This window comes from Sphingomonas sp. UV9, assembly GCF_004101245.1.
Classification (GTDB): Bacteria; Pseudomonadota; Alphaproteobacteria; order Sphingomonadales; family Sphingomonadaceae; genus Sphingomonas.
Genome location: NZ_SCIN01000002.1, coordinates 1,155,072 through 1,179,514, shown reverse-complemented (window position 1 = coordinate 1,179,514; position 24,443 = coordinate 1,155,072). Strand labels below are relative to the sequence as shown.

The window sequence follows — 24,443 nt, the reverse complement described above, 5'->3', positions numbered from 1 at the left end:
GCATCGGTCGTTTCGAATAGTGCATCCGTCTACCGCGGACGATCACGACCAAGGTCGTAATAGGCGCCGCACCGCATTTCCCGGATAGAGGGACCCGCGGCTCGCGCCTGATGATACGACCGATCCCGTCCTGCCATGGAGAACCCGTGTCTTCCCCCGACCAACGCGTACAAATGCCACCCGCTGCCGCCCGCTATGCGATCGTCGTCATGGGGGTGAGCGGCAGTGGCAAATCGACCATCGGCGCGGCGCTGGCCTCCCGCCTCGGCTGCCAATTCCTCGAGGGAGACGCTTTCCATACGCCGCACAGCGTTGCGAAGATGCGGGCGGGCCAGCCGCTCGACGATCAGGATCGCTGGCCGTGGCTCGACCGCGTCGCCGCCAGCCTGCGCGATGCGTCCGGGACCGAGGGCGTCGCGATCGCCGCCTGCTCGGCGTTGAAGCGTATCTACCGCGAACGGCTGTCCCGGATGGCCGGCATTCCGCTGCTATTCGTGTTCCTCGACACGACCGACCAGCATGAACTGTCACGGCGGCTGGCTCATCGTTCGGGCCACTACATGCCGACCAGCCTCATCACGAGCCAACTCGACACGCTGGAAAAGCCCCAGCCCGACGAGCGCGCCCTCACCCTCTCCGCCGGGCTGTCGCCCGATCGTGCCTGCGATGTCGCGCTCGATTGGATCCTGCGCGAGAAACCGGTTCACGACCAAGAACGCCTCGGGAGGGCTGTGTAATGGAACTCGGAAGACGTGATCTGCTCGTTGCCGCCGCCACGCTTGCAGCGACGTCGAGCGCTGGCTGCGCGACGCCACCGCGCAAGCTCGGCTATGCGATCGTCGGGCTCGGCTATTACGGGCTCGAGACGATCCTGCCGCAGTTCGTCAATTGCGAGCATTCGCGCGTAACCGCGCTGGTCAGCGGAGACCGAACCAAGGCGCTCGCGACCGCAACCAAATACGACGTTCCCGAGCGGTCGATCTACTCCTACGTCGACTTCGATCGCATCCGTGACAATCCAGACGTCGACATCGTCTATGTCTGCCTGCCGAACTCGATGCACGCCGAATACACCATGCGCGCCGCCAAGGCCGGCAAGCACGTGATGTGCGAGAAGCCGATGGCGATCTCGGTCGCAGAGTGCGAGGCGATGATCCGCGCGTGCAAGACGGCCGGCAAGAAGCTCATGATCGGCTATCGCTGCCACTTCGAGCCGTTCAACCTGGAGGCGATGCGGCTGGCGAAGTCCGGCGCGGCGGGCAAGATCCGCTACGTCCGTTCCGAGCACGGCTTCGTCCAGGGCGATCCGAGCAAATGGCGATTGAAGCGCGCGATGGCGGGCGGCGGTTCGCTGATGGACATGGGCATCTACAGCCTCCAGGCCGCGCGCTACATGACGGGCGAGGAGCCGATCGCGGTGACCGCGCGCGAATCCACCGACCGTCGCGATCCGCGTTTCCGCGAGGTCGAGGACATGATCGAATGGACGCTGGAATTTCCCTCCGGCGCGATTGCCGGCTGCCAGTCGATGTACAGCGCCAACCAGAACCACATCCTGCTGATGGGCGACAAGGGCCGCGTCGAGCTGGAACCGGCGACACGCTATGACGGCAATCAGTTATGGACCGGCCGCGACGGTCGCGAGCGCGCGATCACCAGCCCCCCGCCCGGCCCCGGCAAGACGCAGTTCGCGGGGCAGCTCGATCATCTCGCAGAATGCATCCTCGACGGGCGCGAGCCGATCGTCTCCGGCGAGGAAGGCCTGCGCGACATCCGGATCGTCGAGGCGATCTATCGCTCCGCACGCGAAGGCCGGACGGTGAAGCTGTGATGCGGCCGCTGCTCGCCGCCGCCGTCGCGCTCGTCGCGACCTCCGCGCTGCCCGCCCAGACCACACGTGATCCGACGAGCTTCGCTGCATCGGCCGACGTTCGCGCGGGGATCGTTGCGTTGGAGAAGACGATGAAGCCGGGGCAAGGATTCGCCTACGCGCCGCTGGTGCTGGCGGGCGGGACGACTGCAGCGCTCGAATATTGGAAGGCGCCGGGCAAGCCTGCGGTGCACCCGGACGAAGCCGAATATGCGACCGTAATGGCAGGGTCTGGGACGCTGGTGTCGGGCGGCACGCTGGTCGCGCCGAAGCTGCGCTTTCCCGGGCTTGTCGAAGGCGACCGGATCGAAGGGGGGACGACGCGCAAGCTCGCGGTCGGCGACGTGTTCCTGATCCCGGCGGGGGTGCCGCACTGGTTCGGCATCGACGGTCATCTGGTCATGCTCGGAACCAAGATCAGGACGTCAGGTCAGCGGAAACCCAACCAGTAGAGCAGGCCTATGTTGACCGCGAGCAGCGGCAGCGCGGTCGGCACCTGCGCGCGGATGACGGCGTTCTTGTCCTTCAACTCCAGCAGCGCGGCGGGGACGAGATTGAAGTTCGCGGCCATCGGCGTCATCAGCGTGCCGCAGAACCCGCTGAGCATACCGATCGCCGCGACGACGGCGGGGTCGCCACCGTACTGCCGCACGAGCAGCGGGATGCCGATCGCCGCGGCCATCACCGGGAACGCCGCGAACGCGTTACCCATCACCATCGTGAACAACGCCATGCCGAGCGTGTAGGCGAGCACTGCGCCGATCAGGCTGCCCTCCGGAATCGCATGCCCGGCCAGACCACCCACCACGTCGCCGACACCGGCGAGCGCGAAGACCGCGCCGAGGCTCGCCAGCATTTGCGGGAGCACTGCTGCCCAACCTATCGCGTCCATCAGCCTCACGCCTTCCGCAAGCGGCGTCGTCGGGCGGGGTCGGAACCAGAGGTGCATGGCGACCAGTGCGATGAGCACGCCACAGGTGAGCGCAACGAGCGTTGCCTGTTTCGGATCGACGAGGCTTGGGACCGCGCGGAAGAGAACGGTGCCGCCGAGTGCTGCGGCGGGGATGATCAGCGCAGGCAGGAATATCCGGTTGCCGAGCCGCGCGGCTTCGGCGCGTCGTTCGTCAAGCGAGGTAGTCGCACGCCCGCCCCGCCCCATTGCGCCCGATCCGGCGATTGCGACGAGCGCCAGGACCAGCACGCCGTTGCCGATATCGCCCAGCCGCCCGCCGAGCAGAAAGCTGATCGCCAGCACCGCGTAGAACGCCGCGTTGCCCAAGCGCTTCGGGTTGGTGCGGTCAATCGCGCTCAGGATCGCAAAGGCCGCGAACATTGCGCCCGCGACGCCGTAGATGAAGCCCGTGCCGATCACTTGGTCGACCACCGTGCCCGCGCCAGTCGACGATCGAGCAGCCACAGGCGGAAACCGTGGATCACGAACGCGGCGATCGCGGTCGGGATCGCCCACATCGACAGGTGGAGCGGCTGGATGACGATGCCGTATCCCTCCAGCACGCCCTTCATCAGCAGGATCGATCCGATCGCGATGAAGATATCCTCGCCGAAGAACAGTCCGATGTTGTCGGTCGCGGCGGCCATCGCCGGGATGCGGTCGCCGCCGGGCGGCAACCCTTGCGCTTCGGCAGCGGCTTCGGCCATCGGCGCGACCAGCGGGCGGACGCTCTGCGCCGGGCCGGCGATCGACGTCAGGCCGAGCGCTGCAGTAAGCTGCCGAAACAGCAGATAACCGATCAGCAGGCGCCCAACGGTCGCGCCTCTCAGCTTGGCGATGGCGAGCCGCGCGCGCTCCTGGAGGCCGTGGCGTTCGAGCAGGCCGATCACCGGCAGGACGATGTAGATCACCGTGACGTAGCGGTTCTCGTTGAACGCCTTGCCGAACGCGGCGAGGATCGCGAGCGGGGCGATGCCCGCAGCGAGGCCGGTGACGAGCGCCGAGACGGCGACGACCAGCAGCGGATTGAACCGGAGCAGGAAGCCGGCGACGATCACCGCGATGCCACACAGGACCAACACGCCGTCTATCGTGCCTGCTTCGCGAGGTCCGCGTCGAACGCCGCCTTGGCCTTTGTGACGATCCTTGGCAGCAGCGTCGGATCGACGAACGCGGTCTTGTCGCCCGCCTTGCGCCGTTTACCGCGGGCGAGCACGTCCGCGAGTTCGGGGTGCGACGGCAGGACTATATCGGCGTGCAACGTGCCAAGCATGGCGATGCTGCGACGGTAATCGGCGACGATGCCGGGATAGGCCCGGTTGCCGATCAGGCGATTGCCCGCGACGCTGACGCTGCAAGGGAAAACGACGTCAAGCGGGCGCGGCTTGGCGGGGATCCGCATCGTCCAAGTGGTGCAGCCGGGGGTGTGCCCCGGTGTCGCGCGCGCCGTCAGCGCGACGTTGCCTAAGGTAACCGTCTGGCGATCACGAACACCGCGATCGACGTCGACCGCGGGAAAGCGGATCACGCCGTAGTTGGTCTCGCCCGGTGGCACGCCGGTCTCGAGCGCGCGGACATCGCGGGCGCCACCGACGACGCGCGCGCCAGTTGCGCGCCTGATCGCGGAGATACCGGCGGCATGATCGAAGTGCGCGTGGGTGACGAGGATCAGCTTGACGTCGCGGAGCGGCACGCCCGCAGCGACGATGTTGCGCTCGACCATCTCGGCATTTTCGGCAAGCGTACCGTCGATCAGGATCGCGCCAGCGCTGGTCCTGATCAGGTACGCGGCAATGCCTTCGCTACCCACATAGGTAATCGGGCCGGCGATCGGGAACGGCGCCTGTGGCCGCGTCCACGCAGGCGGATCAGCCGCGCCGATTAGCAACGGCGCGCCCGCGACGATTGCAAGTGCGCCGACCAGTGATCTGGTGCGAAAACCCAGCGATCCTCCCCCGCCAGGGGGAGGTGGCAGGTATAGCCTGACGGAGGGGGCGGTACGCGATGCCATCTGTTTCGTGTCCTCCCCCTCCGTCTGGCAAGTGCCAGCCACCTCCTCCTTGCGGCGGAGGATTGCAAATATGCGTCTAGCTTATTCCCACTCGATCGTGCCGGGCGGCTTGCTCGTATAATCGTAGGTCACGCGGTTGATGCCCTTGACCTCGTTGATGATCCGGGTCGCGACGCGAGGCAGGAAGTCACCGGGGAACTGGAACGCCTGCGCGGTCATGCCGTCGGTCGAGGTGACCGCACGCAGGGCAAGCACGTTGTCGTAGGTGCGGCCGTCGCCCATCACGCCGACGCTGCGGACCGGCAACAGCACCGCAAACGCCTGCCAGATCGTGTCGTAGAGCCCCGCCGCGCGGATTTCCTCGAGATAGATCGCGTCGGCCTTGCGCAGGATGTCGCAGCGTTCCTTGGTGACTTCGCCGGGAATGCGGATCGCGAGGCCGGGCCCGGGGAACGGATGACGACCGACGAAGATCTCGGGCAGGCCGAGCTCGCGCCCGAGCACGCGGACCTCGTCCTTGAACAGCTCGCGCAACGGCTCGACCAGCTTCATGTTCATGCGCTCGGGCAGGCCGCCGACATTGTGATGGCTCTTGATCGTCACCGACGGGCCGCCGGTAAAGCTGACGCTCTCGATCACGTCGGGATACAGCGTCCCCTGCGCGAGAAACTCAGCGCCGCCGAGCTTCTTCGCCTCGGTATCGAACACGTCGATGAAGGTCTTGCCGATGAACTTGCGCTTCAGCTCGGGATCGGTGATCCCCGCGAGGCCGCTGAGGAACAGCTCCTCGACGTTCACATGGATCAGCGGGATGTTGTACGCGCCGCGGAACAGGCTGACGACCTGCTCGCTCTCGCCCGCGCGCATCAGGCCGTGGTCGACATAGACGCAGGTGAGCTGCTCGCCGATCGCCTCGTGGATCAGCACGGCTGCGACCGCGGAGTCGACGCCGCCCGACAGGCCGCAGATGACGCGGCCCTTGCCGACCTGGGCGCGGATCTCCGCGATCTTGTTGTCGCGGAACTCGGCCATCGTCCAGTCGCCGCTGAGCCCGCAGACGTGGCGCGCGAAGTTGGCGATCAGCTTGCCGCCATCGGGCGTGTGGACGACCTCGGGATGGAACTGAACGCCGTAGAAACGCCGCGCCTCGTCGGCGACGATCGCATAGGGCGCGCCGGTCGAGACCGCGACGGGGGTGAAGCCGGGCGGGATCGCATCGACCTTGTCGCCGTGGCTCATCCAGACCTGATGGCGCTCGCCTTCGGCCCACAGGCCGTCGAACAGCGAACACGCGCTCTTCACCTCGATGAACGCGCTGCCGAACTCGCCGCCATCGCCGGAGACGATCACGTTGCCGCCGAGCTGCGCGGACATGACCTGTTGGCCGTAGCAGATGCCGAGGATCGGGATACCGGCCTCGAAGAAGTGCTGGGGCACGCGCGGAGAGTTCTCGGTGGTGACCGAGGCGGGGCCGCCGGAGAGGATGATGCCCTTGGGCTGCATCCGGTCGAACGCGGCTTCGGCCAACTGGAAGGGGGCGATCTCGCTATAGACGCCAGCCTCGCGGACGCGGCGCGCGATCAGCTGGGTTACCTGGCTGCCGAAATCGACGATGAGAATGCTGTCTGGGTGCTCCATGTCGGGCGCATAGCCGGATGGAGGCCTGAACGAAAGAGGCCGCGCCTCCCGGATGGGAAACGCGGCCTCAAATCGATCAGACGAAGGCGGGGATTATGCCGCTTCGTTGTAATCCTCGTCCGACATCACCGGACCCGAATCCTGGCCCTTTGCCGAGACGTCGCGGTCGACGAACTCGATGACGGCCATCGGCGAGGCGTCCGACATGCGGATACCGGCCTTGATGACGCGGGTGTAGCCACCGTTGCGGTCCGCATAGCGGGTCGCGAGCGTGTCGAACAGCTTGATCAGCTGCGCATCGTCGAGCAGCTTGCCGTGCGCGAGACGACGGTTGGACAGGCCACCCTTCTTCGCGAGCGTGATCAGCTTTTCGACGTAGGGACGCAGTTCCTTTGCCTTGGCGACGGTGGTGGTGATCTGCTCGTGCTTGATGAGCGCGGCGCTCATGTTGCGGAACAGAGCAAGACGGTGGGCCGAGGTCCGCTGAAGCTTACGGCCGCCTACGCGATGGCGCATGTTTAATACCTTCTGGTTCGTTCAGGGGCCGTATGAGGTACCCGGGAGCTGGTGGGGACGGCGGCCCACCCGAATATCCGTCATCCCAGCGAACGCTGGGATCTCCATGAGGGCGGACCGGACCCGTACCGCGAGACCCCAGCTTTCGCTGGAGCGACGGCATGGGCCCGATGTCGCTTACCCCATGATTTCCTGCTCGAGCTTCTTGGCCATCTCTTCGATGTTCTCAGGCGGCCAGCCGGGGATTTCCATCCCCAGGCGAAGACCCATCGACGACAGCACTTCCTTGATCTCGTTCAAGGACTTACGGCCGAAGTTAGGCGTACGCAGCATCTCGGCTTCGGTCTTGCCGACCAGATCGCCGATATAGATGATGTTGTCGTTCTTGAGGCAGTTCGCCGAACGCACCGACAGCTCCAACTCGTCGACCTTCTTGAGAAGGTAACGGTTGATCTGCTGCGTGTCGCCTGCGGGCTCCGCACCACCGGCAGCGGGTGCTGCGTGGCCGATCGGCGCGGACGAACGGGTGACCGACGAATCGTCGAAGTGGACGAACAGCGCGAGCTGGTCCTGGAGGATGCGACCGGCATAGCCGACTGCGTCTTCCGGGGTGATCGTGCCGTCGGTTTCGATCGTCAGCGTCAGCTTGTCGTAATCCAGGTCCTGCCCAACGCGAGTCGGGTCGACCTTGTACGAAACCTGCCGTACCGGCGAGTACAGCGCATCGACCGGGATCAGACCGATCGGCGCGTCGGCCGGGCGGTTTGCAGTCGCGGGCACATAACCCTTACCGATGTCGGCGGTCAGCTCCATGTTGAGCGTCGCACCCTCATCGAGGTGGCAGATCACGAGATCCTTGTTCATGATCTCGATGTCGCCCGAGACGGCGATGTCGCCGGCCTTGACTTCACCCGGACCCGTTGCCGAAAGCTGGAGGCGCTTGGGCCCCTCGCCCTGCATGCGGATCGCGATCTGCTTCACGTTGAGGACGATGTCGGTCACGTCCTCGCGGACGCCGGCCAGGCTCGAGAACTCATGCAGCACGTTCTCGATCTTGATCGAGGTGACGGCGGCACCCTGCAGCGACGACAGCAACACGCGACGCAGCGCGTTGCCGAGCGTCAGGCCGAAGCCCCGCTCGAGCGGCTCGGCGATGAAGGTCGCCTTGCGCTTGGTGTCGCCACCGGCCTTTTTCTCCAGGCCGCTGGGCTTCTTGAGTTCCTGCCAGTTCTTTGCGTTGACAGACACATGCTTCCCCTAATTTGGGGGCCGGCGAACGGGTGTGTCCGCCGACCAATAAAATACACCCGTGCGGCGCGATCAACCGCGCACGGGAGGCGGAGAATCAGACGCGACGACGCTTCGAAGGGCGCACGCCGTTGTGCGGGATCGAGGTCACGTCGCGGATCGACGTGATCTGGAAACCGACTGCCTGAAGTGCCCGCAATGCCGATTCGCGACCCGAGCCGGGGCCCTTGACCTCGACTTCGATCGTGCGGACGCCGTGCTCGGCGGCCTTCTTGCCGGCATCTTCCGCTGCGACCTGGGCCGCATACGGAGTCGACTTGCGCGAGCCCTTGAAGCCCATTGCGCCGGCCGACGACCACGAGATCGCGTTGCCCTGGGCATCGGTGATCGTGATCATCGTGTTGTTGAAGCTGGCATTCACGTGAGCGACGCCAGAGGTGATGTTCTTGCGCTCGCGCCGCTTAATGCGCTGAGGTTCGCGTGCCATGGTGTATTTCCTGACCTGTATCTGCGTGACGCCGGGCGGTCCGTTGGGACCAGCGCCGGCGGAGTAATCCGTTTAAAAAGCGGATTACTTCTTCTTGCCGGCGATCGGCTTGGCCTTGCCCTTGCGGGTGCGCGCATTGGTATGCGTGCGCTGGCCGCGGACCGGGAGGCCCTTGCGATGACGCAGGCCGCGATAGCAGGCGAGATCCATCAGGCGCTTGATGTTCATCGAGGTCTGGCGGCGCAGATCGCCCTCGACGGTATGATCGGCGTCGATCGTCTCGCGAATGTGCAGGACTTCCTGGTCGGTCAGGTCCTGGACGCGAGCCGTGTCGGCGATGCCGAGCTTCGTGACGATCTGCTTGGCCTTGGTCGAACCGATGCCGTGGATATACGTCAGCGCGATCACCACGCGCTTGTTGGTCGGGATATTAACACCCGCGATACGTGCCATGAACTTGGTTCTCCTGCTCCACGAGGTCCGGCATGGCTGCACAGACCCCATCTCTTAGCGATGAACCGAAACGCACGATAGCGACGAACGCAAACAAGCGCCGCCGGAACCGTCGTGTCGGGGAGAGTTCGAATAAGCCCGCGCCAACGCGCTGTCAAGCGAGCGGTTCCGCTCCGGAGGCAGGCGTGTGGCGCATCTTCAGCCAACGCCGGAACGACACGATGGTCCAGATCACCTCGACCACCCCGAACGGCCACGCCCCCTGGAGGAACCCGTAGATCGAGCCGAGCACGCACCCGAACGCGAAACCGAGCGTCCACCAATGGGAGCCAGCTTCCTTGGCATAGCATAGCAGCGTAAAGGAGACCGCGGCCAGGCCGAATAGGGATAGGGAGTCCATAGGGAGGCCATGCCCTGCGCGTCGCGAAGGCGCTACCCCGGCACCGTAATCTTCGCGCACAAACGCCAGCATCATGGGGCAAGGATCATGGTGCCCACAGCAGTCGAAAACAGATGATCGGCCAAAGGGCTCGTAAGAGCGCACGCGTTTCCGGCACCGTCTGGCGGGGGCAGCTACCAAGCGCTACCAACGTTCGGGGCCGTACGCGCGTCCGGTCCCGACGGGCGGTCCGATCGGGACTCCTAACAGACATCGGAGTATGCATGATCGTCCGCTTCGGCATCCTCGCCGCCTTGCTGTCCGCGGCGCCTTCCACCGCGACCCCGCCCTCCGCTACCCCGCCCTCCGCTACCCCGCCCTCAGCCATCCCCGCGCTGCGCCACGCATGGCCGGGCGACGCCCTCGGACGGGTCGAAAGCCTTGCAGCGCTCCAAGCCCTCGAGATCGACTTGCTCACCCGCGACAGCGCCACGCTGGCGCTCGACGACTGGTGCGCGGCCCACCGGATCGATGCGCAGGGGAGCAAGATCGTCGCCGATCGCGACTCTTCGGTCACCAAGGCCCCGACCGCCGATCAGCGACGACAATTGCGCGTGAGCGACCGGGAGCCGATCCGGTATCGGCGGGTCCGCCTGCGATGCGGCAGCCATATCCTGTCGGAAGCCGACAATTGGTACGTGCCGTCGCGGCTGACCCCGGCAATGAACGCCGCGCTCGACCATAGCGACATCGCCTTCGGACGCGTCGTGCAGCCGCTGCACTTTCGCCGCCAGACGCTGTCGGCGCGGCTATTGTGGTCGCCCCTGCCGATCGGCTGGGATCACGGCACGCCGATCGTGGGCGCGACTCCGACGCTGGAGATCCCTGAACACGTCATAGAGAACCGCGCGCTACTCGTAACGCCGACGGGAACGCCATTCAGCGAAGTGGTCGAAACATACACGCGCACAATACTCGATTTCGCCCCGCCGACGCTGAAATGAAGGCTGGCGAAACGCGAGGAAGCGACATCGTCCATTCCTGGATGTTAGCACCGCAGCGTCCGCCCGCAACTGGGCGTAAGCCGTCGCTCGTTCGCGCTCGGCGCAAACCATAGGCGCTATTTTCATCGGCTACTTCCGCCCGAAAAGCTTCTCGATGTCGCCGTGTGCGAGCTTTACCCAGGTCGGGCGGCCGTGGTTGCATTGGCCGGAATGGGGGGTGACTTCCATTTCGCGGAGGAGCGCGTTCATCTCGGGGACCGACAGGATGCGGCCGGCGCGGACGGAGCCGTGGCAGGCCATCGTGCCGGCGACTGCGTCTAGACGTTCTTTCAGCGACAGCGCTTCGTCGAAGGCGGCGAGTTCGTCGGCGAGGTCGGTGACGAGGCCTTTGGGGTCGCTTTGGCCGAGCAGCGCGGGGGTGGCGCGGACGAGCATCGCGTGGGGGCCGAAGCGTTCGAGGTCGAGGCCGAATTCCGACAATTCCTCGGCGCGGGCTTCGAGGCGGTCGCAGGCGGATTCGTCGAGTTCGACGACTTCTGGGATCAGGAGCGCCTGGCTCGCGACCGTACCGCCGTTCAAGGCCGCGCGCATGCGTTCGAGGACCAGGCGTTCGTGCGCGGCGTGCTGGTCGACGAGGACCAGGCCGTCTTCGGCTTCGGCGACGATGTAGGTTTTTGCGACCTGGCCTCGGGCTACGCCCATCGGGAAGGCCGAGGTTTGCGGTGGGGGCGCCCAGGCGGGTTCTGCGCGCGCCTGTGGGGGGGCAGCGAAGAAGGTTGGGCGCGCGTCGTTTACCGAGCCGTAGCTTCGCGCTTCCAACGCTAGTCTTTGGGGCGTGCCCTCACCTTCCCATCCGCTTTGCGGACCGGCCCCTTCCTCTCCCCCGAGGGGAGAGGAGATTTGCTCTGGTTGCCACATCGATAGGGCGGAGTCGGAGGCGCGTTGGCTGCGGTGGCCGGCCGCGTCGAGCGCGCGGCGGAGGCCGGAGACTATGAGGCCTCTTACCATCGCAGGGTCGCGGAAGCGGACTTCGGTCTTGGCGGGGTGGACGTTGACGTCGACCTGGTCGGTGGGGATGTCGAGGAAGAGCGCCACCACCGCGTGGCGGTCGCGCGGGAGCATCTCGGCATAGGCGCCGCGGATCGCGCCCATCAGCAGGCGATCCTTCACGGGCCGTCCGTTGACGAAGAGATACTGGTGGTCGGCGATGCCGCGATTATAGGTCGGCAGGCTGGCGACACCGCCGAGCACGAGACCTTCGCGCTCCAGGTCGATCGCCACCGAATTGTCGGCGAGCGCGCGGTCGGTGAGCGTGGCCACCCTGCCCGGCCGGTCCTCGACCTGCGTCGCCGATAGCGCGCGGCGGCCGTCATGCTCCAGCGTGAAGCCGATGTCCGGTCGCGCCATCGCCAGGCGGCGGACGACGTCTAGGCAGGCGGCGTATTCCGCGCGGGGGGAGCGGAGGAACTTGCGGCGGGCGGGAACGCGGGCGAACAGATCCTCGACCACCACGCGCGTGCCGGGCGGGAGGGCCGCGGGGCCTTCGCGCTCGACGCGGCCATTGTCGACGGTGCGCGCCCAGCCTTCGCTCCCGCGAATCCGGCTCTCGATCGTGAGCCGCGCGACGCTTGCGATCGAGGGCAACGCCTCGCCGCGAAAACCGAGCGTCACGACCGATTCGATATACTCGTCGGGCAGCTTGGAGGTCGCGTGGCGTTCGAGCGCCAGCGCCATGTCGGCAGGGGTCATCCCGCAGCCGTCATCGGCCACCTCGATCCGCAAAGTGCCTCCTTCGACAAGGAGAATCGCGACGCGTCCGGCGCCGGCGTCGATCGCGTTTTCGACTAACTCCTTCAACGCGCTGGCGGGTCTTTCCACCACTTCACCGGCGGCGATGCGATTGACGAGATGCTCGGGGAGACGCCGTATTGACATGGGTTTGCGTCTAGACCAAGCGACGGCATCCCGCGACCCGCAAACGCCACGTAATACAGGCACCCGGTGTTCGACATCACCGGCGGGTCACGCGAGATGATGTGTGTGTGCACGTGCTTTTGGTGGTGGTTCGCCTGTCCGGCGGCCAGGATTACGGGACCCTGATTGAATGGCCTTCTACTCGCGTTTCTTCAAGTTCATGTCGCACGACATGGCGATCGACCTCGGCACCGCGAACACCGTCGTCTACGTCCGTGGCCGCGGCATCGTTTTGAACGAGCCGTCGGTGGTCGCGGTCGAGACGATCAACGGCATCAAGCGCGTCAAGGCGGTCGGCGACGACGCCAAGATGATGATGGGCAAGACGCCGGGCAACATCGAGGCGATCCGCCCGCTTCGCGACGGCGTGATCGCGGACATCGACGTCGCCGAGCAGATGATCAAATATTTCATCCAGAAAGTGCATGGGCCCCGCAAGTTCGCGCGCTGGCCCGAGATCGTGATCTGCGTGCCGTCGGGCTCCACCAAGGTCGAGCGCCGCGCGATCCGCGATGCCGCGTCGAACGCGGGCGCATCGCAGGTGTGGCTGATCGAGGAGCCGATGGCGGCGGCGATCGGCGCGGACATGCCCGTCACCGAGCCGATCGGGTCGATGGTCGTCGACATCGGCGGCGGCACGACCGAAGTCGCGGTGCTGTCGCTGCGCGGTCTCGCCTACACGACGTCGGTGCGCGTCGGCGGCGACAAGATGGACGAGGCGATCGTCTCGTACGTCCGTCGCAACCATAATCTGCTGATCGGCGAAGCGACGGCGGAGCGGATCAAGAAGGAAGTCGGCATCGCCAAGCCGCCCGCCGATGGCATCGGCATGATGATCCAGATCAAGGGCCGCGACCTCGTCAACGGCGTGCCGAAAGAGATCCAGATCAATCAGGGCCAGATCGCCGAAGCGCTCAGCGAGCCGGTCGCGACGATCGTCGAGGGTGTCCGCGTCGCGCTCGAGAACACCGCGCCCGAGCTCGCCGCCGATATCGTCGATCAGGGCATTGTGCTGACGGGTGGCGGCGCGCTGCTGCAGGGACTCGACGAGGTGCTGCGCGACGAGACCGGCCTGCCGGTGACGGTCGCCGAGGACCCGCTGACCTGTGTTGCGCTTGGTACCGGCCGTGCGTTGGAGGACCCGCTGTTCCGCGGTGTCCTGATGAGCGGCTAACCGATTGGTTTTGTTGTAAGAGACGCGGACACGAAATCGCGCCGTTCGAGTCGTGGGGACCGCCCCCCACGCCTCGGCGACGCCAGAGGACAGGGGGACAGGCGCATGGCGCCAGCCCGCGACCGGCGCACGGGGTTTTCCCGGCGTCGGCAATATAGTGTGTTCCTGGGCTATGTGCTTGCCGTCGCCGGAGCGGTGGTGGGCCTGGTGCTGCTCGTCGCGTCCACGTTCAATCCACCTGCGTTTTCGGCACTCCGGATGGGCATTGCAGGCGTGACCACGCCGGTCTCGACGGGCTTCGCTGCGGTCGGGTCGTCGATCTCGGGCATTCCCGACGCGATCGGCAATTACTTCTTCGTGAAGCAGGAGAACGTCGCGCTCAGGGCGGATCGCGAGCGGACACGGGCGCTGCTGATGCGGGCGCGTACGATCGCCTATGACAACCGGCGGCTACGATCGTTGCTGGCAATCCGCGAACGTTCGCCGGAGCCGGTGGTCACCGCGCGCCTGGTGAGTTCGAGCGCGTCGAGCGGGCGGCGCTATGCCCTGCTCAACGCCGGCCGGTGGAGTGGCGTGAAACCCGGCATGCCGGTGCGCGGCCCAGACGGCCTTATCGGGCGCGTGGTCGAGACCGGGCCGAACGCGGCGCGCGTGCTGTTGCTCAGCGACGGCGACAGCATCGTGCCGGTTCGCCGTACCCGCGACGGCCTGCCCGCGATCGCGGCGGGTCGCGGCGACGGGATGGTCGACATCCGCTCGGTCAACGCGACCAACGTCCGCTTCAACGCGGGCGACATCTTCGTGACGACCGGCACCGGCGGCATCTACGGCCCCGGCGTGCCGGTCGCGCGCGTCACCAAGGCCGGCTCGGATTCGGTGATGGCGCGCACCTTCGCCGATCCCGACACGCTCGATTTCGCGCTGGTCGAGAAGGTGTTCATGCCGGTCCCGCCGCCGCGCCCGATCGCCCCGCAGTGAGCGTGCCGCGATGAGCCGCCCCCGCGTCGTCGACAGCGTCGACTACAAGCCGTTCGAGACCAAGCTCCCGGCCAGTCGCGCCCGCGCGATCCCCTGGGCGACCGTCATGGCCGGGTCGCTGGTCACGATCGTCCCGGTGGTCGCGACGATCCCGCTGCTGCCGCCGTTCGGGTTCGTCATGCTACTGGCGTGGCGGCTGCTGGCGCGGTTCGCGTTCCGACCCTGGGCGGCGGCACCGCTCGGCTTCTTCGACGATCTGGTCAGCGGCCAGCCGCTCGGCAGCGCGGTGCTGATGTGGTCGCTCGCGTTCGTCGGGATCGACATGCTCGAACAGCGGCTGGCGTTCCGCGATTATTGGCAGGACTGGCTGATCGCGAGCGGCCTGATCGCGGCGTGCATCCTGGGCGGCCGGTTCATCGCGGTGCCGGTCGGCGCGCATGTCGATACCGTGCTGATCGCGCAGATCGTCGTGACGATGCTGTGCTTCCCGCTCGCCGCGCGGATCGTCGCGTTCATCCAGAACAAGCGGGGCGCCGAGTGAGGAATACCCCGCGGATCGTCACCGAAATGTCGCAGGCGTACACCTTCTCGCGGCGCGCCTGGATGCTGGGTGCCGCGCAAGGCGCGGTCGGGCTCATGCTCGCCGGGCGGATGGCGTGGCTGTCGGTCGCGCAGAACGAGCGCTACACGATGCTGTCCGAGAGCAACCGCGTGAACATGACGCTGCTGCCCCCGCGGCGCGGCTGGATCGTCGACCGCCACGGCGTGCCGATCGCCAACAACCGCACCGATTTCCGCGTCGACATCATTCCCGATCGCCTTCGCGACAAGGAGCGCGTGCTGCCTTTGCTCGGCCGCATCCTCCAGCTGCCGCCCGAGGAAGTCGAGCGGATCGCGATCGACCTGGAGCACGCCGCAGGGTTCCAGCCGGTCCAGGTGGCGGAGAATCTCGACTGGGAGCGGTTCGCCGCGGTCAGCGTCCGCCTGCCCGAACTGCCCGGCGTCGCACCCACCCGCGGGTTCGCGCGCAGCTATCCGGCGGGCGCCGCGGTCGCGCATCTGACCGGCTATGTCGGCGTGCCCAATGCCGAGCAGTACAAGAAGACGCGCGACCCGCTGCTCGTGACGCCCGGGTTCAAGCTCGGCAAGGACGGGCTGGAAAAGATGCTGGAGGACGAACTGCGCGGTGTCGCCGGGGCCAAGCGCGTCGAGGTGACCGCGCGCGGCAAGCTGGTCGCCGAACTCGCCACCAAACCCGACGTGCCCGGCAAGACCGCGCGGCTGACGATCGACGTGGGCTTGCAGGAATATGCCGCGCGCCGCCTCGGCACCAACTCCGGGTCGGTCGTCGTCATCGACTGTCGCACCGGCGAGATGCTCGCGATGGTTTCGATGCCCGCGTACGATCCGAACAGCTTTTCGGACGGAATCAGCCATCTCGAGTGGCAGATGCTGAGCGACGACGATCACGTGCCGCTGATGAACAAGGTGACGCAGGGGCTGTATCCGCCGGGCTCGACCGTCAAGCCGATGAACGGCCTCGCGCTGATGAACGCCGGCGTCGATCCGTCGACCCGCGTGAATTGCTCGGGCGCGATGCGGCTCGGGACCAGCGTGTTCCATTGCCACAAGAAGAGCGGCCATGGCCCGCTCGATCTCAAGAACGCGATCATGCAGAGCTGCGACATCTATTTCTACGAGATGGCGCGCCGGGTCGGCTACAACGCGATCGCGCCGGTCGCGCGCGTGCTGGGGCTCGGCCAGAAGTTCGACCTGCCCTTCTCGACGCAGCGTTACGGCACGGTGCCCGATCCGGCGTGGAAGCTGAAGAAATACAAGCATGACTGGACCGTCGCGGATTCGCTCAACGCGTCGATCGGCCAGGGCTATGTGCTCGCCAACCCGTTGCAGCTCGCGGTGATGGCGGCGCGGCTCGCGTCGGGCCGAGCGTTGCAGCCGAGCATATTGGCGAGCCACGTCCACCGCGACTCCCCTGCCCTCGCGATCGATTCCGAACATCTCGCGCGCGTTCGCGATGCGATGTTCGGCGTAATCAACCAGGGCGGCACTGGCGGCGCGGCCAAATTGCTCATCCCCGGCGTCGCGATCGCGGGCAAGACCGGCACCGCGCAGGTTCGCCGCATCACGATGGCGGAGCGCCGCTCGGGCGTGCTCAAGAACGGCCAGCTCCCGTTCAAGATGCGCGACCATGCGCTGTTCATCGGTTTCGCGCCCGCCGACAATCCGCGCTATGCGCTGGCGGTCGTACTGGAGCATAACGGCCACACCGTGCGCAACCTGGACACGCCGATGATCGGCCGCGACATCATGACCTATATGCTCGACCGCGAGCGCGCGCTGAAATCGCTCGCCGAGGTGGAACCGACCTGGGGCGGCGACATCCGCACCCGCATGGCGGCGACCGCGGAGGCGTACCGCAAGGCGCAGTCCGCCCCCCCCGCGGCGATCGCCACCAAGACCGACGCGATCGTGCCCAGCGACGCCCCTGCGGTCGTCAACGCCACCGACATGGCCAACGCGACGCAGGAAGCGCTCACCACGCCCGGCAGCACGGTCGCCGAGGACGATACGCGGGACCGCCAGCAATGACCCCCAACAGGCGCCCACGATGAACCGTATCGTCCCCGAACCGCTCGCCAAGCTTCCCTGGCTGGTGATCATCCTGGTGATCGCGATCGGCTGTTTCGGGCAGATCGTGCTGTATTCGGCGGCGGGCGGATCGCTCCGGCCATGGGCGCTGTCGCAGGGTATCCGCTTCTTCGTGCTGCTCGCAGGCGCGATGGGGCTGTCCTACATCCCCGAGCGCACCTGGAAGGCGGTCGCCCTGCCCGCCTATGCGCTGATCGTGCTGTCGCTGATCGCGGTCGAGATCCTCGGCAAGGTCTCGGGCGGATCGCAGCGCTGGCTCGACTTCGGTTTCATCCGCCTCCAGCCGTCGGAGTTCATGAAGCCCGCGATCGTGCTGGCCGTCGCGAAATTCTACGACATGCTCCCGCCCGGTGAGACACGCCGGTTCGGCGGCGTCTGGCCCGCCGCGCTGCTGATCGCCATCCCCGCGGCGATCGTGATGAAACAGCCCGATCTCGGCACCGCGCTGATGATCTCCTCGGGCGGCGCGACGGTCATGTTCCTCGCGGGCGTGCCCCTGCGGCTGTTCGTCGGCGGCGCGATCGCGGCCGCGGTGGCGATCCCGCTGGCGATCAACTTCGCGCTCCACGACTATCAGCGCAACCGCATCCTGATCTTCCTCGATCCCGAGAGCGACCCGCTCGGCACCGGCTATCACATCAGCCAGTCGAAGATCGCGATCGGCTCGGGCGGGATCTGGGGCAAGGGATTCCTCCAGGGCACGCAGAGCCATCTCGACTACCTCCCCGAAGGCCATACCGACTTCGTCTTCGCGACGATGGCGGAGGAATGGGGGCTGGTCGGTGGCTGCCTGCTGATCCTCGCCTTCCTGCTGGTGATCCGCTGGGGGATCGAGGTCGGGCAGCGCGCCAACAGCCGCTTCGCCAGGCTGACCGCGGCGGGCCTCGCGACGACGATCTTCTTCTACGTCGCGATCAACCTGATGATGGTGATGGGCCTAGCGCCGGTCGTCGGCATCCCGCTGCCGCTGGTGAGCTTCGGCAGTTCGGCGCAGATGACGGTGCTGCTGTGCCTCGGCATCCTGATGTCGATCGATCGCCAGAACCGCAAGACGGTCGGCTGGTGAAGCGAAAATCGGGATAAACGGCAAAAAGACGCCGTATTTCGCGAAAAGGGACTCGGATCGACGAAAGGGGGTTGCGGCCCCCGACGAGTCTGCTAACAGCGCGCCTCCAGCAGCGGGGCGCCACACCAGGGCGCCACTCAAAACCGCTCCGGAATGGACGCATAGCTCAGTTGGTAGAGCAGCTGACTCTTAATCAGCGGGTCCTTGGTTCGAGCCCAAGTGCGTCCACCATTTTTCCAAGCTGTAATTAAGCGATAGACGCAGCGACGGTCGGCTGACCGGCGGTTCGCCCGCTGGCGCGCCCTGTCACGTCGGCGAGCGCCGAGGATCGCCCAGCGTGCCCCGGCACGATGTCTCACTCACGGTCGTCAGGTGCCCTTTCGTGACCGGATGGTGATGCCTGCGTGATCCCCGCGTGAGCTCGCCACTCTAGCGTCCTTCTCGACCGATTCGTCGGCGACGCATACCGCTCGTCCGCAGCGGTCGTCTTGAGGAGAATGGCGATGGCTACCAGCAATTTGTCGACTGAAGACGTAAAGGGCTTCCTGACGAAATGGGCGCGCGCCTATGATGCGGGCGACGAAACCTTCTTCAATGCCTTTGCCAAGGATACGAGTGTGTTTTCGGTCTCGGCACCGACGCGCATCGATGGTCTCGAAGAATATAAACGCGGCTTCGAAGACCATTTCGGCAAGGGCAATCGTCGCTCGCAGATACTGTCTCCCGAGATTCGCATCGAGGGCTCCACCGCGGTCGCGACCTTCCACAATCGCGTCAGCATCGATGGGCATGTCAGCAATCTACGCACCACGCTCGTCCTGTCGGGCGACTCGGGCGGCGATCTGAAAATCGTCCATCTCCACCAGTCCCCTTTGAGCGCGGTCGCAAGAGTCGCTCCGAGTGGCGTGGGGAGCGAGAGCGTATCCCTGCTCGAAGAACGGGTCGCCACCGCCGCGGCTGCGGTCGGTACACCCAAATAACCGCTCTGGAGGGAGGCACACAATGCCCATGCTGTCCGGATCCGGTCGCCCACGCATTGCAATGATCGGCATAGACGGTTTCGCGCCGGAATGGATCGAGCGATTCCTCGCCGAGGGTGCGATGCCGAACCTCGACCGGATCCGGCGCACGGGCGGCGTGGTGCCGCTCGTATCCAGCCTGCCGGCAACGACGCCGGTCGCCTGGGCAACGATCGCCACCGGCTGCCACCCGTCCAGCCATGGCATAGACGGCTTCCTGCTCCACGTCCCGGGACAGTCTTTCGACAGCCGGGTCAGCGGCACCTACGCCACGCGATGCCGACGAGAGCCGTTGTGGGAAACCGCGGCACTTTGGGGCAAGCGGGCCTATGTCGTAAAATTCCCCCTCGCCTACCCGTCCGATGTCGCGACGCTGCGGATCGACGGCGCTGCGGGATGGGGCGGCATCATCTGCCTCCATCAGGCGTGCGCGAGCGGCGTGGCCGATACCGCCCGATGCGATCCCGGCGCGACGAGCTGTTTCACCGATCTCGCTCGGGACCAGGACGGAAAAATCTGGCGCGCCCAGCTTGAAATCGCGACCTTATGGGGGGGAGCGCCGGTGCGCCTCGCATGCACCCTGCATCCCGACACGCAGCTGGTCGAGATCGCGCTTCCCGGCGTGCCGGATCCAATCCGGCTCAACCCAGGCGAATGGAGCGAACCGGTAGAACTGCTGGCGTGTGCGCGTATCGGCGAACAGCGTTGCGCCGTTCGATTCAAGCTTATCGAATGCACCCCCGGCCCGGATGCACCAAGGGTGCGACTGTTCCATTCCCCGGTGCACGAGATGGAAGCTCATTCCCATCCCGAAGCGCTGGCGCAACACCATTTGTCGCGCGCCGGTCCGATCGAGGAAGAGACAGAACCAGACCTGCTGCTCGAGGGGGTGATCGACTTCGACACCTATCTCGAACGCTGCGAATTGAACACGAAATGGCTGGAGCGGATCTGCGTAAGCATCCTGGACGACGACGCGTGGGACCTGCTGATGGTTCACGTCCACATCGTCGACTGGGGCCATCACGTCCTGCACGGCGCGGTGGATCCGCGACATCCGCTTCATGTCCCCGAAGAACGAGACGCCGCGATCGCACGGCTTCGGGCGCACTACACGCTCGCCGACGACCTGGTGGGCGCGGTCACGGATCGACTTGAACCGACCGACGACGTCGTGGTGCTCGGCGATCACGGCCAAGACCTCCATCATACCACCATTCGCCTGAACGAGCTGTTCGCCGAGCACGGCTGGCTCGCCTGGAGCAACGACGCGGACACCGTAATCGATTGGGACAGAACCCGCGTCCATGCAGCCGGCAACTATCTGTATCTCAACGTCGTCGGGCGCGATCCGGCCGGCATCCTTCCGCCCGAAGCGTGCGACGCCTTCTCAAAGGACGTCTGCCAGGTCCTTCGCGACCTGCGCGATCCCCGCACCGGAGACGCCCCCGCCCTGGTCGTCGGGCCCCGTCACGACTTCGCAAGTCTTGGCGTGGGCGGTGACACCAGCGGCGATATAATCTTCTGTCTCGCCAGCGGATACCAGGCGCGGAACGACCGGGGTGCGCTCTTTCAGCTTACCGTACCCGGCCGCGAGTTCACCAGCGGGCACGATCATTTCCATCCGCGCGATCCGCGGATCGAAACGCGCATGTACGCCGCCGGCCCGCACTTCGCGCGCGGGGCGCTTGGCGATCGCCATAGCATCATCGACGTCAATCCGACGCTGTGCACGGTGCTCGGGATCGAGCCGGCCTTCGAATGCGAGGGCAAACCGATCGAGGCGATCCTTGCCGCGTCGCATCCGGCGGATGACCGGACGTCGCACCCAGAGGAGGTCGCATGTCTCTAGCCAGGCCGCTTACGCGCACGCGGCCGGAAGACCGGCTTGCCGTCAATGGCGGCACGCCGGTGATCCCCGCCGGCTATACGCTGATGTCTCGCTGGCCCCGGATCGGCGCCGAGGATGTCGACCGGATGGTGGCGCAGCTGCGGTCCGGCCTGCTGACTGAAATGTCCTGTCGCGCGCAGCTGCACGAGTTCGAGAGCGAACTCGCCATTTTCACCCACACCCGCTACGCCGTCGCGTTCAACAGCGGAACCGCCGCGCTGCATTGCGCGCTGGCGGGCGTCGGCGTCGAGGCGGGGGACGACGTTGTCCTGCCCGCCCTCACGTACATCGCATGCGCCGCCGCGGTCATCCATCAGAACGCAATCCCGGTCCTCGCCGACATCGATCCGGCGACCTACAATGTGACCGCCGAGACGATCGAGCGTGCGATGACCGCCAAAACCCGGGCGATCATCGTCGTCCACCTCCACGGGCTCCCGGCGGACATGGCCGACATCATGGCGCTCGCCGAGCGCCACGGGGTGCCCGTGATCGAGGATTTCTCGCAGGCGGTCGGGGCTTCCTACCGGGATCGTCCAGCCGGCGGCCTCGGCACGGTCGGCGTCGCCAGCCTGATGGCGGGCAAGAACCTCGCCTCCGCGGGTGAGGCCGGAATCCTCGTGACCAACGATCTCGCCGTCCGGAACCGAGCCTCGCAGGTGAAATGCTTCGGCGAACTGCTGGATCCGCAGGGCGGCTATACCCTCCAGCACGGTACGCTCGGCTATAACTACCGCATAAACCTTCTCTCGGCTGCGCTGGTGAGCCAGCAGCTCTTTCGGCTCGATGAATTCACCGAGGCGCGGCGCGCGGGCGCGGCTCAACTCGATGCGCGTCTTGCCCGCCTTCCCGGCTTCCATCCCCCGCTGGCGCCTGCGGATAGCTCGAGCTGCTACCATATGTACCGCTTCAGCTTCGACCCGGAGGAGGCCGGGCTCCGGATCAGCCTCGACCAGATGCGCGAGGGGCTGAAAAAGGCCTTTTGGGAGGAGGGCCTGCCGCTGGTGGAGTTCCAGAACCAGCCGTTGGCGGGGCACGATCTGCTCCAGCGGCGCCTGGGTTACGGGCGCGGCTGCCCCTGGACCTGCCATGGCCGCAGCGAGATGCGCTACGATATCGCGGAGTACCCCGGCGCACTCACGGCGATCCGCCGCTCGCTGATCGTCGGCTATCCCTCGCAGGGGGCGCTTGCCAACCCCGAAGCGGTGGACGCGTATGACCGCGTCTTCGCCAAAATGGAGGCCGATCGCCGCGGTTTCGAGCGCTTCGCCGCCGGCCTCGTCGCCGCCCCGCCCTGGGCCGAGCCGGCGCGCCTGTTCTGATGGTCCGCGTCACCCCCGCCAAGCTCCTCGGCTGCCGGGCGCGCGCGCTGCGCCGGCTGATCCTGGAAACGCACCATCGCCGCGGCGGCCATCTCGGCGCATCGCTGTCGATCGTCGAGATCCTGACCGTATTGGCCGACCGGCTGGGCCATGGCCGCTACAATGACGGTGCGACCGGCCATCACCTGATCCTGTCGAAGGGGCATGCCGCACTCGCTTTCTATTGCCAGCTGGCGCTCGAGGACCGCGTCCCCCTTGCGAGCTTGGCCAACTTCGCCACCGACGGCGCCGATCTGGAACCCCATCCGAACGAGCGGCTCGTGCCCGGTGTCGGCGCCTGCTCGGGATCGCTGGGTCAGGGCCTGTCGATCGGCTGTGGCTTTGCGCTTGCCGCCAGGATGCGCGGTAGCGCCGCGCGCACTGCCGTGATCATCGGCGATGGCGAGGTGAACGAAGGTCAAATCTGGGAAGCGGCGATGTCCGCCGCGCAGTTGCGGCTCGGAACGCTGCTGGTCGTCGTCGACCGCAACGACATGCAACAGGACGGGGCGATGCGCGACATCCTCCCCTGCCCCGACCTGGCGGTCACATGGGGTGCCTTTGGCTGGAAGACCGCACAGTGCGACGGACACGATGTGACGGCCCTGGTGGAGCAGATGAACCTGCTCATGGCGCCCGGTGACGATCGCCCGAAGCTGCTCGTCGCCCGGACGGTGAAGGGGGCGGGCGTCGCGCATCTGGAAGGAAAAGCCGAGAGCCACTTTCCGGATCCCGTGTCCGTCGACGACATCGCGCTCGCCGGCCATATACCAATCGGCGCCGGGCTGCTGGAAACCCTGGCATGACCCCGCAGAGCCTGAAGCACGGCCTGGCGGCACCCTATGCCCGCCTCCTTGGCGAGGCCGGCGAGGCCACGCCGGAGTTGGTCGTGATCGATGCCGGTCTCGCCACCTCGATGCAGACCGAGGTGTTCGCCGCGCGTTTCCCCGATCGGTATTTCAACATCGGGATCGCCGAGCAGCACGCCGTGGGCTTGGCCTCCGGATTGGCGCGGGCAGGCATGATCCCGGTCGTGCACAGCTTCTCGAACTTCCTCGCGCGCCGCGCCCACGACCAGATCGCCATTTCGGTCGCATGGCCGGGGTGCAACGTGAAGCTCGTAGGCGGTTCCTGCGGACTCTTCGACGGGCGCAACGGCCCGTCGCACATGGCAATCGACGATCTCGGCGCGATGGCGTCGCTGCCCAACATGACGGTGATCGAACCCAGCGACGCGTGCCAGGCGGCGGCGTTATTCCGCGCCATGCTCGCCGCTCCCGGGCCCGCCTATTTCAGGCTGCGGCGGTTTGGGGCGGCACCGGACCTCGCGCCGCAATCGGATCCCGCTGAAGGCACGCGGTGGATTCGCCGGGGCGACATGCCGGCCGTGTCGCTGATCGCGTGCGGAACGATGCTGGAGACAGCGATCGAGGCGGCAGTCATGCTCGACGATCACGGGATAGCGAGCGACCTGCTGCATGTCGCAGTGCTCAAACCGCTCGACGCCGATGCGTTGATCGACTCCGCGCGCCGCACCGGGGTGGTCGCCGTGATCGAAAACCACGTCGCCAGCAGCGGCTTCGGCAGTATCGTCGCGGATGCGCTCGGTCCTCTCGGCATACGGATAGGCCGGCTCGCGCTGCCCGATCGCTTTCTGCCGGCGGGCTCGCCGGCATGGCAGGCGCGGGTCGCAGAGCTCAGCGCCGAGGATATCGCGGTTCGCGTGTCCGAACTAATAGGGGAGCGATGACG

24 protein-coding genes and 1 tRNA gene are annotated in these 24,443 nt (G+C 66.4%); 15 read left to right on the top strand and 10 right to left on the bottom strand.

The genetic code is table 11. The annotated features are described in order from the left end of the window. Positions 1 to 173: 173 nt before the first annotated feature. Genes EQZ23_RS12000 through EQZ23_RS11990 form a run of 3 tightly spaced genes read left to right on the top strand, consistent with a single transcriptional unit; the run spans position 174 to position 2,322 of the window. Positions 174 to 737: a gluconokinase gene (locus tag EQZ23_RS12000; protein ID WP_240663528.1), complete on the top strand. Its 564-nt coding sequence runs from the start codon at positions 174 to 176 to the stop codon at positions 735 to 737. Continuing rightward, the gene (locus EQZ23_RS11995; RefSeq protein ID WP_128454594.1) at positions 737 to 1,831 is read left to right on the top strand and encodes a Gfo/Idh/MocA family oxidoreductase; all 1,095 of its coding nucleotides are present in this window, start codon (positions 737 to 739) and stop codon (positions 1,829 to 1,831) included. Before EQZ23_RS12000 ends, EQZ23_RS11995 begins: the two co-directional genes overlap by 1 nt. After that, on the top strand, positions 1,831 to 2,322 hold the full coding sequence (locus tag EQZ23_RS11990; protein WP_128454593.1) for a cupin domain-containing protein: 492 nt from the start codon (positions 1,831 to 1,833) through the stop codon (positions 2,320 to 2,322). The genes EQZ23_RS11995 and EQZ23_RS11990 overlap by 1 nt, the downstream gene beginning before the upstream one ends. Here the strand turns inward: EQZ23_RS11990 and EQZ23_RS11985 are convergent. The 9 genes from EQZ23_RS11985 to EQZ23_RS11945 form a co-directional block, all read right to left on the bottom strand. Further along, positions 2,301 to 3,242: a DUF979 domain-containing protein gene (locus EQZ23_RS11985; RefSeq protein ID WP_128454764.1), complete on the bottom strand. Its 942-nt coding sequence runs from the start codon at positions 3,240 to 3,242 to the stop codon at positions 2,301 to 2,303. The genes EQZ23_RS11990 and EQZ23_RS11985 overlap by 22 nt on opposite strands. After that, complete coding sequence (locus EQZ23_RS11980; protein ID WP_128454592.1) at positions 3,239 to 3,904, bottom strand: DUF969 domain-containing protein; 666 nt, start codon at positions 3,902 to 3,904, stop codon at positions 3,239 to 3,241. Before EQZ23_RS11980 ends, EQZ23_RS11985 begins: the two co-directional genes overlap by 4 nt. 5 nt (positions 3,905 to 3,909) lie before the next feature. Continuing rightward, positions 3,910 to 4,833: a subclass B3 metallo-beta-lactamase gene (bla, locus tag EQZ23_RS11975; protein WP_128454591.1), complete on the bottom strand. Its 924-nt coding sequence runs from the start codon at positions 4,831 to 4,833 to the stop codon at positions 3,910 to 3,912. Positions 4,834 to 4,914: 81 nt separating this feature from the next. Then, positions 4,915 to 6,471: a glutamine-hydrolyzing GMP synthase gene (guaA, locus tag EQZ23_RS11970; protein ID WP_128454590.1), complete on the bottom strand. Its 1,557-nt coding sequence runs from the start codon at positions 6,469 to 6,471 to the stop codon at positions 4,915 to 4,917. A 93-nt stretch (positions 6,472 to 6,564) separates the two neighbouring features. Further along, positions 6,565 to 6,987 carry a 50S ribosomal protein L17 gene (gene rplQ / locus EQZ23_RS11965; RefSeq protein WP_056047937.1) on the bottom strand — a complete coding sequence of 141 codons (423 nt, stop codon included), beginning with the start codon at positions 6,985 to 6,987 and terminating at the stop codon, positions 6,565 to 6,567. Positions 6,988 to 7,164: 177 nt separating this feature from the next. Beyond that, a complete protein-coding gene (locus EQZ23_RS11960; protein WP_128454589.1) occupies positions 7,165 to 8,235 on the bottom strand; it encodes a DNA-directed RNA polymerase subunit alpha in 1,071 nt (356 codons plus the stop codon). 97 nt (positions 8,236 to 8,332) lie between these two features. After that, a complete protein-coding gene (gene rpsK, locus EQZ23_RS11955) occupies positions 8,333 to 8,722 on the bottom strand; it encodes a 30S ribosomal protein S11 (protein WP_031395237.1) in 390 nt (129 codons plus the stop codon). Positions 8,723 to 8,806: 84 nt separating this feature from the next. Next, on the bottom strand, positions 8,807 to 9,175 hold the full coding sequence (rpsM, locus tag EQZ23_RS11950) for a 30S ribosomal protein S13 (protein WP_128454588.1): 369 nt from the start codon (positions 9,173 to 9,175) through the stop codon (positions 8,807 to 8,809). Positions 9,176 to 9,329: 154 nt separating this feature from the next. Beyond that, complete coding sequence (locus tag EQZ23_RS11945) at positions 9,330 to 9,575, bottom strand: hypothetical protein (RefSeq protein ID WP_128454587.1); 246 nt, start codon at positions 9,573 to 9,575, stop codon at positions 9,330 to 9,332. Positions 9,576 to 9,838: 263 nt separating this feature from the next. Between EQZ23_RS11945 and EQZ23_RS11940 the strand changes: the two genes are divergently transcribed. Beyond that, positions 9,839 to 10,558: a hypothetical protein gene (locus EQZ23_RS11940; RefSeq protein WP_128454586.1), complete on the top strand. Its 720-nt coding sequence runs from the start codon at positions 9,839 to 9,841 to the stop codon at positions 10,556 to 10,558. A 129-nt stretch (positions 10,559 to 10,687) separates the two neighbouring features. Here the strand turns inward: EQZ23_RS11940 and mutL are convergent, their stop codons facing one another. Next, complete coding sequence (mutL, locus tag EQZ23_RS11935; RefSeq protein WP_128454585.1) at positions 10,688 to 12,493, bottom strand: DNA mismatch repair endonuclease MutL; 1,806 nt, start codon at positions 12,491 to 12,493, stop codon at positions 10,688 to 10,690. A 169-nt stretch (positions 12,494 to 12,662) separates the two neighbouring features. Between mutL and EQZ23_RS11930 the strand changes: the two genes are divergently transcribed. From EQZ23_RS11930 to EQZ23_RS11880, 11 genes are all read left to right on the top strand, one after another. Then, positions 12,663 to 13,706 carry a rod shape-determining protein gene (locus EQZ23_RS11930; RefSeq protein ID WP_128454584.1) on the top strand — a complete coding sequence of 348 codons (1,044 nt, stop codon included), beginning with the start codon at positions 12,663 to 12,665 and terminating at the stop codon, positions 13,704 to 13,706. Positions 13,707 to 13,811: 105 nt separating this feature from the next. Next, positions 13,812 to 14,684 (top strand): rod shape-determining protein MreC, encoded by an 873-nt coding sequence (gene mreC / locus EQZ23_RS11925; protein WP_128454583.1) that lies wholly within the window; start codon positions 13,812 to 13,814, stop codon positions 14,682 to 14,684. A 10-nt stretch (positions 14,685 to 14,694) separates the two neighbouring features. Beyond that, positions 14,695 to 15,225 carry a rod shape-determining protein MreD gene (locus EQZ23_RS11920; protein ID WP_128454582.1) on the top strand — a complete coding sequence of 177 codons (531 nt, stop codon included), beginning with the start codon at positions 14,695 to 14,697 and terminating at the stop codon, positions 15,223 to 15,225. 26 nt (positions 15,226 to 15,251) lie between these two features. Next, positions 15,252 to 17,294, top strand: coding sequence for a penicillin-binding protein 2 (mrdA, locus tag EQZ23_RS11915; RefSeq protein ID WP_206364250.1), 2,043 nt, complete (start codon positions 15,252 to 15,254; stop codon positions 17,292 to 17,294). A 19-nt stretch (positions 17,295 to 17,313) separates the two neighbouring features. After that, positions 17,314 to 18,420, top strand: coding sequence for a rod shape-determining protein RodA (rodA, locus tag EQZ23_RS11910; RefSeq protein ID WP_128454580.1), 1,107 nt, complete (start codon positions 17,314 to 17,316; stop codon positions 18,418 to 18,420). 155 nt (positions 18,421 to 18,575) lie between these two features. Beyond that, a tRNA-Lys gene (locus EQZ23_RS11905) sits at positions 18,576 to 18,651 on the top strand. A gap of 272 nt (positions 18,652 to 18,923) precedes the next feature. After that, positions 18,924 to 19,400 carry a nuclear transport factor 2 family protein gene (locus tag EQZ23_RS11900; protein WP_164913437.1) on the top strand — a complete coding sequence of 159 codons (477 nt, stop codon included), beginning with the start codon at positions 18,924 to 18,926 and terminating at the stop codon, positions 19,398 to 19,400. Positions 19,401 to 19,461: 61 nt separating this feature from the next. Continuing rightward, a complete protein-coding gene (locus EQZ23_RS11895) occupies positions 19,462 to 21,291 on the top strand; it encodes an alkaline phosphatase family protein (RefSeq protein WP_164913436.1) in 1,830 nt (609 codons plus the stop codon). Continuing rightward, positions 21,282 to 22,652: a DegT/DnrJ/EryC1/StrS family aminotransferase gene (locus EQZ23_RS11890; RefSeq protein WP_128454577.1), complete on the top strand. Its 1,371-nt coding sequence runs from the start codon at positions 21,282 to 21,284 to the stop codon at positions 22,650 to 22,652. The genes EQZ23_RS11895 and EQZ23_RS11890 overlap by 10 nt, the downstream gene beginning before the upstream one ends. Further along, the gene (locus EQZ23_RS11885; RefSeq protein ID WP_128454576.1) at positions 22,652 to 23,497 is read left to right on the top strand and encodes a 1-deoxy-D-xylulose-5-phosphate synthase N-terminal domain-containing protein; all 846 of its coding nucleotides are present in this window, start codon (positions 22,652 to 22,654) and stop codon (positions 23,495 to 23,497) included. Before EQZ23_RS11890 ends, EQZ23_RS11885 begins: the two co-directional genes overlap by 1 nt. Further along, a complete protein-coding gene (locus tag EQZ23_RS11880) occupies positions 23,494 to 24,441 on the top strand; it encodes a transketolase C-terminal domain-containing protein (RefSeq protein WP_128454575.1) in 948 nt (315 codons plus the stop codon). Before EQZ23_RS11885 ends, EQZ23_RS11880 begins: the two co-directional genes overlap by 4 nt. Positions 24,442 to 24,443 lie beyond the last annotated feature (2 nt).